Annotated in this window: 12 protein-coding genes, 1 pseudogene and 2 other annotated features; of the genes and pseudogenes, 3 read left to right on the forward strand and 10 right to left on the reverse strand. The window is 32.6% G+C overall.

All coding sequences use genetic code 11. From position 1 onward, the window contains the following. Positions 1-195 precede the first annotated feature (195 nt). The 3 genes from CQZ94_RS21835 to CQZ94_RS21845 form a co-directional block, all read right to left on the reverse strand. Entirely contained in the window at positions 196-1,227 is a 1,032-nt protein-coding gene (locus CQZ94_RS21835) for an alpha/beta hydrolase (RefSeq protein ID WP_105587055.1), read from the reverse strand. 283 nt (positions 1,228-1,510) lie between these two features. Next, on the reverse strand, positions 1,511-3,394 hold the full coding sequence (locus CQZ94_RS21840) for an ABC transporter permease (RefSeq protein ID WP_105587056.1): 1,884 nt from the start codon (positions 3,392-3,394) through the stop codon (positions 1,511-1,513). A 12-nt stretch (positions 3,395-3,406) separates the two neighbouring features. Then, positions 3,407-4,174, reverse strand: a complete 768-nt coding sequence (locus CQZ94_RS21845; RefSeq protein ID WP_000106423.1) for an ABC transporter ATP-binding protein — start codon at positions 4,172-4,174, stop codon at positions 3,407-3,409. Between the two features lie 389 nt (positions 4,175-4,563). Between CQZ94_RS21845 and CQZ94_RS21850 the strand changes: the two genes are divergently transcribed. Both CQZ94_RS21850 and CQZ94_RS21855 read left to right on the forward strand, forming a co-directional pair. Continuing rightward, entirely contained in the window at positions 4,564-5,046 is a 483-nt protein-coding gene (locus tag CQZ94_RS21850; RefSeq protein ID WP_105587058.1) for a DUF2975 domain-containing protein, read from the forward strand. Positions 5,047-5,056: 10 nt separating this feature from the next. Then, on the forward strand, positions 5,057-5,275 hold the full coding sequence (locus CQZ94_RS21855) for a helix-turn-helix domain-containing protein (protein WP_105587059.1): 219 nt from the start codon (positions 5,057-5,059) through the stop codon (positions 5,273-5,275). Positions 5,276-5,617: 342 nt separating this feature from the next. Here CQZ94_RS21855 and thrS read toward each other — a convergent pair whose 3' ends face one another. From thrS to CQZ94_RS21895, 7 genes and pseudogenes are all read right to left on the reverse strand, one after another. Continuing rightward, the gene (gene thrS / locus CQZ94_RS21860) at positions 5,618-7,537 is read right to left on the reverse strand and encodes a threonine--tRNA ligase (RefSeq protein ID WP_105587060.1); all 1,920 of its coding nucleotides are present in this window, start codon (positions 7,535-7,537) and stop codon (positions 5,618-5,620) included. A gap of 44 nt (positions 7,538-7,581) precedes the next feature. Further along, positions 7,582-7,804 (reverse strand) — a binding site (T-box leader). A gap of 36 nt (positions 7,805-7,840) precedes the next feature. After that, positions 7,841-8,064 (reverse strand) — a binding site (T-box leader). A 122-nt stretch (positions 8,065-8,186) separates the two neighbouring features. Then, positions 8,187-8,894: a pseudouridine synthase gene (locus CQZ94_RS21865; RefSeq protein WP_002200551.1), complete on the reverse strand. Its 708-nt coding sequence runs from the start codon at positions 8,892-8,894 to the stop codon at positions 8,187-8,189. 444 nt (positions 8,895-9,338) lie between these two features. Then, on the reverse strand, positions 9,339-9,704 hold the full coding sequence (locus CQZ94_RS21875) for a VOC family protein (protein ID WP_105587062.1): 366 nt from the start codon (positions 9,702-9,704) through the stop codon (positions 9,339-9,341). Between the two features lie 97 nt (positions 9,705-9,801). Then, complete coding sequence (locus CQZ94_RS21880; protein ID WP_105587063.1) at positions 9,802-10,431, reverse strand: DUF4937 domain-containing protein; 630 nt, start codon at positions 10,429-10,431, stop codon at positions 9,802-9,804. 24 nt (positions 10,432-10,455) lie between these two features. Further along, complete coding sequence (locus CQZ94_RS21885) at positions 10,456-10,713, reverse strand: PhzF family phenazine biosynthesis protein (RefSeq protein WP_105587130.1); 258 nt, start codon at positions 10,711-10,713, stop codon at positions 10,456-10,458. Positions 10,714-10,869: 156 nt separating this feature from the next. After that, on the reverse strand, positions 10,870-11,688 hold the full coding sequence (locus CQZ94_RS21890; RefSeq protein ID WP_105587064.1) for a nucleotidyltransferase: 819 nt from the start codon (positions 11,686-11,688) through the stop codon (positions 10,870-10,872). Between the two features lie 146 nt (positions 11,689-11,834). Next, a pseudogene (locus CQZ94_RS21895) lies at positions 11,835-12,123 on the reverse strand (hypothetical protein). Positions 12,124-12,254: 131 nt separating this feature from the next. Here CQZ94_RS21895 and CQZ94_RS21900 point away from each other — a divergent pair. Further along, a complete protein-coding gene (locus CQZ94_RS21900; RefSeq protein ID WP_105587065.1) occupies positions 12,255-12,830 on the forward strand; it encodes a hypothetical protein in 576 nt (191 codons plus the stop codon). Positions 12,831-13,003: the final 173 nt, after the last annotated feature.

Consider the following 13,003-nt stretch of genomic DNA (forward strand, 5'->3'; position numbering starts at 1 on the left):
GTCTCGATGGCTGCTTAGTCTTTTTAATACTGTCTACTTGACAGGGATAAGACCATGTTCTCTATATACAAGAGTCTTTTCATTTAACTTCGCTTTACGAACCTTTTATTAATATTTATCTAAAATCTTTAAACGTCTCGCTAATACATGCTTAATCTCTCTAACTTTTTTAATTCCCTAAAGTTCGGATACATTTTATTTAACGAATGTATCGCACATCCACTTATAAAATTTTTCTTTCTCTTCAAATTGTGGATAATGAGCTGATTTCTCAAAAGCAATAAATTCCTTTTTATCCGCCTCAATCCTATCAAAATACTGTTTTGCTGCATGAAATGAAGTATTATAGTCGTATTTCCCCATAAGAAAATAAAACGGTAGATTCAGCTTAGTTACTTTAGTAGGTAATGGATTCTTTAAATCTTTTTCTAATAAGACAGTTTGAGAGTGTGATAATCCAACGTTATAACGAATTACGTCTAACAAGTTATATTCATTACTGAATAACATCCCCATGTTATCACCATCTGGATTTTCAATGAGTCTTGATGTTCCACCATATTTCGCAACATAATTTCGCGGGGTATATGTATCACCATTTTTAATTTTTTCAGTTAACCCTTTTAAATGTGAAACCTCATCCGCATTCCCAGCATTTTGTGCCTGTTCAATAACGTAGTTTAAACTGTCCATCTCACTTTCTACTGTATCACTCATCTGCCCTATACCAACATACGCTTCATATTTTTCAGGAGCTTTATAGGCAGCTTGCATTCCAATATATGTACCGTAAGAATGGCCAATCAATATTACTTTTTCTTTTCCGAGACGTTTTGAAACATAATCTGTCATAGCTAATAAATCCTCCACGAGTAGATCTGATGAAAGGTTAGAATAGTCTTCAAAGAAATGATACGATTTTCCACTTGCTCTTTGATCGTAATTGACAACCTTGAATTTCTCTTCCAATAAGTCTTGGTATTTTTGAGCATATGGTATTTCCGAAGAACCTGGTCCACCATGTACAAAGATAATAACTGGATTACTCTTATCTTTGCCGCGTATCATAATTTCATGACCAGTTCCATTTATCTCTACTTGTTCTAATGTACTTATACTGTTTTTGACCTTTATTTGTGAGGTCCATGTAGGAAATACTAACGCTATGATTAGTAATAGTATAGTAATGACTCCAATAAATTTTATTGCTTTATTTATCCTCTTCATAAGACATTTCCTTTCTGTTTAATTTATAATAATATCAATTTAATTCTGCAAAACTACCTCAAAAAAATAAGAACGTAAAACAATTACACTTTCCAATTTCATCTCAATCTTTTTGTACATTATTAATGTCCCATACACTTCTTAACTTTCCACTACATAAAACCTTAACACTTTCTTAATTTTCTATATATTCACTACAGAAAGGCTTGATAACATCTCGCATACACGTATCCCACGCATAGAAAAAAGCCCTTGTTTTCATAACAAGGACTGTTTTGTTAAACTATTTCACCACTTCTTCTTTCGGCACTACCATACCTTTATACAATTGAACAGTTATCCAGTAATAGATGAAATAAATTACTAAGAAGATTCCTATTGGCATCCACACCTTTACAAATGGGTCAACTAATATGAAGCTAAATAAGTTAAGCCCTACTAAAACGTGGGAAATTCCAATAATTGCTGGGAAGATAAATAAATATGAGATTTCTTTATATATACTTTTTGTTAACATACTACGTCTCACACCGATTTTCCGTAACATTTCATAACGGCGTACATCACGAGAAGCTCCTGTTAATATTTTGAACATAAGAGAACTTGCCATCATTGCTAAAAATGCAATTCCAAGGAAAAATCCCATAAACATTGTTCCGCTCATGAAACTGTTCATAAACTGATAAATTGTCATTTTCGTAAATAAGTCTACTTTTGCACCTGTTGTTTTTTCAATTTGTTCTTTTTGTCTCTTGTCTATTTCGATCAACAGCGGTTTATATTTTTTCATATCATCTACTTTTGCTAATGTCACAGTGTGTTCTGTTCCTTGAATTCCTTTATAATGCTCTTCATCAGCAATTCTTACAGGCTTTCCGTTAAATTGATTATGTGTAATTTGTATTTCTCTTACAACCGCATCTTCCCAATCTTTTGGCATACGAGGAAGCTTATTCGCTGCTTCGGGAGCTTCCAAAGCAGAATATACAGGTTCTGTTAAAGGTTCAGCCACACGTTTTCGTGCAGGCTCTTTTAAAGTCTTTGTATCAAAGTGATCAGAAACAAGCGGCGGTTTCGCAGTTAAATCGTCACGTAAGTAATAAACCGCTTCTTCATCTACTTTGTACTTATACTTGCTTTCTTCAACAATTTCCATTTCTTTTAATGCTTCTTTATCTTGATCATTTGGATCATGAATTACAACATCATATACACGAGAAAAGTCTGTCATTATGCCTACATTTTTTTGAAATGCCATACCTGCTGTCATTGCCCCTGCACCTAATGCAATTAACATCGCTACAGTGCCTAGTACTCTCGATAAACTAGTTACTCGAAAACGTAACTGTGCATAAGTAAAACTATTTAATCCCGTTTCATTTCGTTTTTTATTCCCCTTGATTTTCATTACAAAAAGTGGGAGTAACGAGCTAAAAATGAAATACGTTCCTAAAGTCGTAACAATTGTCGCTATTATAAATCCTAGTTCAGCAAACATTTTTATATTTACCATAAAATAGTATCCTGTACTTACTAGCAATACACCTAGTACTGTCATAATAACTGTGCGAGTCTTACTTTTCTTCACCTCATCTTGCGTTTCGTCTTCTCGTATTAACTCTAATTCTGTTTTACGTAATAAGCGGAAACTATTCATTAAACCAGTAATGAAAAATAATATTAAGAAGAAAATAGATGTAACTAATATAGCTGGTGTGTACACAGATGCGTAATTACCTTTTGCTGAAACTTCCATTCCATTCATTAAAAAATTTCCTGCTACACTAGCTAGTATGATTCCTACTAAAATACCGATAATAATACTGACAATACCCATACCGAATGTTTCAACAAATAATAGTTGTGCTACTTTTTTCTTTTTCGCTCCAAGCATCATGTACATACCGAGTTCTTTTCTTCTTAATGTAAGTAAAAAAGAATTGGCATAAATGATGTAAAAAACAGTAATGAAAGAAAGTAATATTGCACCAACCCAGAAGACGAGCCTAATACTACTAATGAGACTATTATCTTTTGTAAATTCACTATTCATCGCCATCGTTTGGAACATGTAAAAAATACTAATACTAATGACTAGACCAATAAGTAAAACCATATAATCCTTTAACATTTTTTTCATACTATGACGTGATAATTTGAATAACATAGTCTCGCCCCCTTACTTCGACTCAGTTGCTGAGCCCATTTGGGCAAGCACACCTAAAATATCTTGATAGAAATTTTCTCGTGTTCCTTGACGATTTAACTCTTTATAAAGAAGTCCATCCTGAATAAATAAAATACGCTCACAATAGCTCGCACTAAATGCATCGTGTGTTACCATCAAAATACTTACATTGTGATTTTCATGTAAATCTTGCATCGCTTCTAATAAACTTTTTGCATTTTTACTATCAAGTGCTCCTGTCGGTTCATCTGCTAATACGATTGCCGGATTATGTACTAAAGCTCGTGCTGCCGCTGTTCTTTGTTTTTGTCCACCAGAAACAGCAGTCGGATATTTAGTTAAAATTTCAGTAATCCCTAATTTCTTTGCTACTCCATTTACCTTCCCAGTAATCTCTCTTGATGGTACTCCTTGCAAAGAAAGTGGCAAAGCAATATTTTCATAAATTGATAAGTTTTCTAACAAGTTAAAATCCTGAAAAATAAATCCTAATTTTTGAGAACGAAAATCTGATAATGCATTCCCCTTCATAGAAGTAATATTTGTGCCAGCTATTGTTACACTGCCACCTGTCGCTTGATCAAGTGTACTAATCACATTTAGCAATGTAGTTTTACCAGATCCAGAAGGACCCATAATCCCTACAAACTCTCCCTCTTTAATACTTAATGAAACACCCCTTAATGCTTTTGACTGATTCTCATTTCTTTTCCCATACGTTTTTTCTACACTTTCTACAGTAACTACATTTGTTGACATCTCTTTCACTCCATCCCTTTTGTATAGTATTAATTTCTCACATATTTCTTATCTTTTTCTCATGTAAATCCTTAATTTTTTTTTAATCTTTCAAACAGAAAGAGATACATAAGTAGCATGAACCTATTTCCTACTTCATATTCTCACTTTTCTAAAACTCGTTCATTCGATTTCCCTTACATTTACCTTACATTTTTGTAAGGTAAAAAAGAAAACAAACCACTTCATAAGAGCATTTCTTTGGAATGCGAAATGCTTTTTATTTTTATCAAAATTAAAAAGATATTTCAAAAACAATAATAAAACAACAAAAAACAATACAATTTTATTGCAAAACGATAAATCGCATGATAAAATCATGTTGTTATTACATAAGCGAGGTGCTTTCTATGAAACAAGTTACGACACTCTTTTTAAAGCTAGCTATTATTTTTATAGGAATCCCAGTTTTTACATTGTGCATATTTTTGGTGCCTAAAATCGGGAATTTTGCTGGAGAATTGTATCCAGATATTGCTTATATGAAATCTCTCGTTTTAATCGATATGTACGCGGCAGCGATACCTTTTTATTTTGCTCTGTATCAAGCTTTTAAATTTTTAAGCTATATCGATAAGAACCAAGCGTTCTCGGAATTATCGATAAAGGCTTTAAAGAATATAAAATACTGTGCCATCACGATCAGTACCTTGTACTTGCTAGGTATGCCACTCTACTATCTCATAGCGAAAAAAGTTGACCCTCCAAGTTTCATACCAATCGGATTGGTCATCATTTTCGCCTCTATGGTGATCGCCGTTTTTGCTGCTGTTCTCCAAAGACTTTTACAAGAAGCTATTAATATAAAATCAGAAAATGATTTAACCGTCTGAGGTGGAGGATATGGCAATTATTATTAATATTGATGTGATATTAGCAAAACGAAAAATGAGCGTAACGGAGCTTTCGGAGAGGGTCGGGATTACGATGGCGAATCTTTCCATTCTGAAAAATGGGAAAGCAAAAGCGGTTCGTTTTTCAACATTAGAAGCGATATGTAAAACTTTAGATTGTCAACCAGGTGATATTTTGGAGTACAAAAGCGACGAATACACTCAATAAAAACAGACATTAACTCCGTCCTACATTTAGAACGGGGTTATGCTTGTCTGGGTTTTTAAAATTAAATAACTTTATTGTCATTTTATATAACGTTGTTCTTTAAATATTACAGAAACAACGTTATTTCAAAGCAACGTATTTGTCGTTTTGATGAATGTAGTAATAAAAGTGGTAATACAGTGACTGAATGTAGTGAAAAAAACCATAAAAAATAGGCGTATCAAGCAAAGTGTTGATACGCCTTAAAACTACTTTGTTAAACAACATGCGTCGTCGTGTAGTATATCTTTAATTACTTTAAATTCAGTATTACATATTAATGGTGTATTTTATTATCAATCTCTATTTCCTATTTTTCATTTCCACTTTCATACTTTCCACAAACGCATCTAGTGCAACAACTTCTGACTTCTCTTCACCATATTTACGTACATTTACAGCTTCGCTTTCCATTTCCTTATCCCCAATAACAAGAACATAAGGAACTTTTTGCATTTGCACTTCTCTTATTTTATATCCTAACTTTTCATCTCGTATATCTCGTTCGACACGAATTCCGGCTTGTGCTAATTTATCTGCAACCTCATTTGCATATTGTACATGAACTGCATTTGAAACCGGAATTACTTTCACTTGAACTGGTGCCACCCATGCTGGGAACGCGCCTCCAAAGTGCTCAATTAATATTGCTAAAAAACGGTCTAATGATCCTAAAACTGCTCGGTGAATGACAACTGGTCTTCTTTTTTCATTATTTTCATCTATATAATTTAAATCAAATTTCTCTGGCATTTGGAAATCAAGCTGGATTGTTCCGCACTGATGACTTCTATTTAAAGCATCTTTAATATGGAAATCAATTTTCGGTCCGTAAAATGCACCATCACCTTCATTTAATCTATATTTATAATTTAATGATTGTAATACATTTGCTAATGCTGCTTCTGCTTGCTCCCATAATTTATCATCACCCATTGAATCTTCTGGACGAGTAGAAAGCTCTACTTCATATTGGAATCCAAAAGTTTTATATACGTAATCAATTTGCGCCATTACTGATTTGATTTCATCTTCAATTTGTTCTGGTGTTACAAATAAATGAGCATCATCTTGGCAGAAAGTACGAACTCTTAATAATCCATTTAACGCCCCGCTAAATTCATGTCGATGTACTTGACCGAATTCACACATGCGAATCGGTAATTCGCGATAAGAATGCAATTTATTTTTAAACATAAGCATATGTCCTGGGCAGTTCATCGGTTTTAATGCAAAACTTTTATTATCCACTTCTGAGAAATACATATTATCTTTATAATGTCCCCAGTGCCCTGATTTCTCCCATAATTCTTGGTTCATCATGAACGGAGTGCGTACTTCTTGATAATTGTACTCTTTTTGAATTTCTCTTAAAAATGCTTCTAATTCATTGCGAATGATCTGTCCTTTCGGCAAGTAAAAGGGCATTCCCGGAGCCTCTTCCGAAAACATAAACAATTCAAGTTCACTACCTAATTTCCGATGATTTCTCTTCGCAGCCTCTTCAACAAAATGCAAATAATTTTCTAATTCTTTTTGTGAAGCAAATGCAACGCCATATATACGCTGAAGCACTTGATTATTACTATCACCTCGCCAATATGCACCGGAAACGTTAGTTAATTGAAATGCTTTCAAATAACCTGTTGATGGTAAATGTGGTCCTCTACATAAATCTACAAATTCACCTTGTCTATATAGTGTTACACTTTCCTCATTAGGAATAGCTTCTAAAAGTTCTAATTTCAAGTGATCGTTCATTTCTTGAAACAGTTTTTTTGCTTCTTCACGAGAGACCTCTACTCGCTCTATATTTATATTTTCATTTATAATATTTTTCATTTCTTTTTCGATTTTCGGTAAGTCCTCTACATTTACACTACTTGCCAGATCCATATCATAATAAAATCCATTTTCAATAACAGGCCCTACACCCAGGTTAATGTCACCATACATTCTTTTTACAGCTTGCGCTAAAATATGTGCAGCGGAGTGTCTTGCAATTTCTACTCCTTCATTTGAGTCTAAAGTAATGATTTCAACTTTCGCACTTTCTTCAATGTTTCGTCGTAAATCAAAAGGCTGATCATTAACTTTTCCTGCGACTGCTTTCTTTTTCAAGCTACTACTAATTGCCCCAGCGATTTCTTCTAAAGTAATTCCTTTCACAAATTCTTTAACGCTACCATCTGGAAATTTAATTTCGATCATCTGTTCTTTCATTTTTCATCTCTCCATTTCATAATAAAAAGCACACTCATCCCTAAAATAGGGACGAGTGTGCTTTTACCCGTGGTTCCACCCAGATTCCCATCGTAAAAATACAATGGCTTCTTTTACGGTAACGTCGTTTACACGGCACTAGATACTTGATTTCCCCAGTGCAGCTCTAAGGTGGTAAGTTATTTTTCTGCGTTAGGAAGTTCTCAGCTTTTCTTCCTTCTCTGTATAACCGTTTAAAATAACTCGTGTCCTTTTCTTCGCTTATTATGAAATTGAATGCAAAAAAGCATATTCATCCCTAAATATAGGGACGAATATGCTTATATTCGTGGTTCCACCCAGATTCCCATCACAAAAAACATAATGGCTTCTTTTGCGATAACGTCGCTTACACGGCACTAGATACTTGATTTCCCCAGTGCAGCTCTAAGGTGGTAAGTTATTTTTCTGCGTTAGGAAGTTCTCAGCTTTCCTTCCTTCTCTGTATAACCGTTTAAAATAACTCGTGTCCTTTTCTTTGCTTTTATAACAAATCCATTTATTGTTATTTAATATATCCTATTCATTTTATTTTTACAAGTGTTAAAAATATATTTTTTATTCAACAAAAAAAGAAACCAAAACATTTTTTGGTTTCCCCTTCTCTTTTTTACCAATCTTGTGGTTCGTAATTTAAGTCTGAAAATAGGCGTTTTTTCTCTTTTTTCGATAAATCTCTCCACTGTCCAACCGGTAAATTATTCAATTCAATATTCATAATTCTCGTACGTTTTAACGTATATACTTGATATCCTAAAGCTTCACACATACGGCGAATTTGACGATTCAATCCTTGTGTTAAAATAATTTGGAACTCATATTTTGATAACTGTGTAATCTCACAAGGAAGAGTTTTTGTATCTAAAATTTTAACACCTGCTGCCATTTTCTCTAAAAACTCCGGTGTAATCGGCTTATCTACTGAAACGATATATTCTTTCTCATGCTTGTTTTCAGCACGTAAAATCTCATTAACAATATCGCCATCATTCGTTAACAAAATTAAACCGTCTGAGTCTTTATCGAGACGCCCGATGTGATTAATTCTTAAAGGATGATTCACTAAATCGATAATATTACCTTTTACTGCTTTTTCACTTGTACATGTAATACCTACTGGTTTATTTAAAGCGATATACACATGGTCTCGAGCAATTCGAAGCTGCTCTCCATTTACTCGTACGTCATCACCTGGATTTACTTGGTCACCAATTTTTGCAACCTTACCGTTAATAATTACTTTTCTCTCGTTAATTAACTTATCTGCTCCACGTCGAGACGCTTTTCCAGCTTCACTAATAAATTTATTGATACGCAAGTTAGGCACATCCTTTTCATAAAAAATTTCAAGCTCACACTGCTTCTACCGTACAATACAAAAGGGTAAGCCTCCTATTATAACTTAAATATATTAACATGAAAGGGTATATGACGTCTTCACTTAATTACATGTTTATTAGAAAATAATTGGTTCTCTTTTCCTTTTCACCTTAAACTGTTTAGCAGTCAATAGATTAACCCTTGAATATAACATCATTTATTTACTTTTTTCATAGATAATATACCGATATAAGTTTGATTAATAATGCCTAAATAACTCACAATATGTGAAAAACAAAAAAGAATCCTTTTGAAAATAATCAAAATGGATCCTTCTTCAACTAAACGAATACTAGTTTTTATACAAAAGTGTTCAATAATTATAATCTTTGATATAAAACATCGTTCAACAAACAAAATAATCTCGAACTCCCCTAATTTTTTACGCTTCAATATTTTCTTCACATACTCCAAAAAGAAGCCCTTGATTATCTATACAATAAGCAAAGTAACCCATATTAGGAATAGCAGTTTTAGGTACAACTACTTGTCCACCATTTTCAATAACTTTATTTATGTACTCATCAACTGAAGGTACTTCAATCGAATTAGTCGTCCTAGTAGCACCATCAGGTGATTTCATTAATCCACCATCGATACCAGGTCTATCACTCTCACCTGTAATTATGAACCAATAGTCATGTGGCCCAGGCATTTTTTTAAACTTCCATCCAAAACTATTTGTATAGAATTGAATAGCTTCTTCAGGGTTTGGGACTTGCAATTCAAATCTTAAAACTTTACTCATTTAAATACCCCCTCTTGTTCTTGTACAAAGTAACCTTACCAGAACGAACGTTCTGTATCAACTTTATCTAAACCAGCTACTTTAACAAGTTCTAACTTTATTTCGAAGCGGCAACAGACCATTCTTCCTTCCGAATAACTTTCTTTCCATTTATATTTTCAACATACTCATTTACATTTGCTAACTGATATAACTCAGGGAAAATTTCTTTCATATAACGTTCATGTGCTATTTCATCTTGCCAATAAGTTAATACTATATAACGATTTTCAGTCTTTAAAGACTTCCCAACAACTCCACCTAACATCCCTTTTGCATTTTCCATTCCTTTATTCCAAATTGTTTCTTGCGTATGTAAAAAATTCTTTTCTTTTCCTTCTTTCACATCGCAAATTGCAACTCTTACAAATGACCCCTGTGCAATTACGTCTTTCAAAGGGGTTTCCGTTATATCATACAACGTTTGAAACATTTCAATATTACAGGAAACATATGTGCCTTCTTGATTACTATTTAAAAAAATTGTATCATGAGCATCATTCATGAATGATTGATATGCATTTCTATCTTTCCATAAAGTATACACACACGCTTCAGCTTCATTCCACCCACCAAATTGTCCATAGAATCCGTCTAAACACTGTAAATCACGCCATTTTTCTTGCGCATCAGAAAACAATTCCCTTTTCTCTTCTTCCACCTTGCAAAATATTGTTTTTAATAGCATTTCTAATCCCCCTTATGATACGGTTCATTTCCCTCTTGCAATACTTTCTACTTTTCCACCAACGCAAACATTAATTTTACTCTCAAACACCTCTGCTTGTATATGTATTAGAGAATGGCGATTTATCTCATACCCTTGTTCAACACGAATATTTATCTTTTCTGTTCCAAAATAACGATATTTTATAAGATACGCCGCTAAATATCCATTTGAGCTTCCTGTTGCCGCATCCTCTGGGATTCCATAATAATCTGCAAAATCACGGACATTTAGATTATTGATTTCCTAACTAAAAAATTCCTGATTTGCCATAAACACTGCAAGTTGATTACCTGAATACTTGCCTTGCGAGAATACATCCACAATGTAAAAATCCAAATATCTCACCTCTCTTCTTTGCTTCAATATAATCTGTTTACATAATGTAATTATAGTTTATTAAAATTGTATGTTTTTCAAAGGATCCTCTGCCTTTTCTATCAACCAATCACCACACGTATTTAAAAATGCTAAAATTTCTTCTATATCTTTTATCGGTTCAATTACATTTTGTAGTGCTTTCCTCATATTTTTTTCTTGTTCAGGAAAATGCTTACTAAATAACTCATATGCTGGATATAAGTCCCTGGAATAAAGCCCTTCTCTATCAATTGTTAATGCTAGACCTGCCCTGATTATTATCTTCATAATCCAACGACAACAATCCGCTATATCATCCACGCCTTTATTATGAAGTAACTCTTTACGAGCTTGTCCAATTTGTTTCCGCAATTGAATAAGATGTTCATAGGCTAACTCCTGACTTACTTTATATTTAGGTAAAGACAATTTTACGTCTTCACCAAATATACATACACCATGTGTCTGTATCATAAAGCTTATAAAAGAAAAACAATTGGAATTTATCACTTCTTTTTCACTGTAAAAACTTAACTCCACTCCTGATATACAATTAAACTGTTGTAAACTTTGAACTTCTAGCCTCTTTCGCCAACTTAAGTCTATTAATTTAGGATCCTTTCGCACTAATATAATCACATCTATATCTGCAATCCCTTCAATTCCAATCCCTCTTGGAATTGAACCCCTTATATAAACACTGTGCAATTCATCCTGTAACATTTCACCACAAGTATTTTTTATTTCTTGTATTACCTCCATAAATATAGGCTGAATTTTATCAATATGTGCATCATTTATAATATATCCATCATCATCTGTAGGACAAAAACGTCCTATTTTTTTTATACTTGGCAAATTATCAGCTCATTTCCATACTAAATATTATTTTATTCTATACGCATAACAATTATAATTTAAATAATTCAGAATTAAAAATCAAAAAGAGATAGGAAGTAAACAATCCTGCAATATTGTTTACTTCCTATCTCTTTTATTATCAATTATTTTTCAAATATATAATACGTAATTTTTCCCGGATAATGTAATACGGTTACCTTCCGTTTTCCTTAGTAATATGCATTACACTTATATATTTATAATCCTCTTCATTATCATCGTTAATATGTATTGCTGACATTGGTACTGGAAAATCTTCAATTTTAGATTCTTTATTCATAAATATGAATGCAAATAAACCAACTAATAACATAGCCGTTGAAATATTTGAAACTAGTTTTTTCTGTTCATTTCCACTAAAAATCCCCTTTTCTCACATACTCCTTTCATCATTTTACCTTTTTGAATTATTTATGTATATAAAAATTGTAATTCAAATCACTACTGCTTATATTCTCTACCTTTAACAACATTATTGTTATATATTTAATTATAAGATTTTTGATTTTTGGAGGCGTTGCACATTGAAGAAATTGTTTTTTAATAAATGGATAGTTGTAATTTCTATTTTTATCATTTCCATTACGATTTTCTACACAATTAAAGATAAAAATAATAACGAAAAAGGAACCGTAGAAACAGTTGATACAAAAACATTCAAAACTAAATTGCAACCTAAAATTAATGAATTAACTATTAATTATAATGACATAATTGAGAAAGATTGGTTGCCTGCCTGGGAAGAGATTAACACGAACGGAGATTCAGTAGACAGAAATAAACTATTAGTTACAATGAGTGCTGTTTCCAAGCAGTATGAAACAATTATGAAAGAAATAGACACGATGAAAATTGAAGAAAACATAACAGATATACATATACAAGAACAACTAATCTACTTCACAACTGAGTTTAAAGCTGCATCAAACTTCATGAAAAATGCAACCGATTTGATTATAGACGGAGCTAATAACTCTACTCCAGCCAATGAAATAATTGAAAATACTAAACATGCTTTAGGACTTGCGGATCAACATATTGTCATCGCTTTATCTACTTTAAATGAAGTTGAAGATAAATTAGGACTTTCTAAAAAATAAAACCGTTTACTATTTTAAAATAAAAAAAGGATTGCAATTCACAATTTGTCTGTCTATAATATTTTTATTGATTTACAATCAATGCGTTTAAGTTATTAATTTTATAATTCGGATGAACCATTCAGGAGAAGATTTATTGATCTACCGACGGGGCAAAAAGTTGCTGAACCAAC

This window comes from Bacillus sp. MYb209, assembly GCF_002975175.1.
Lineage (GTDB): Bacteria > Bacillota > Bacilli > Bacillales > Bacillaceae_G > Bacillus_A.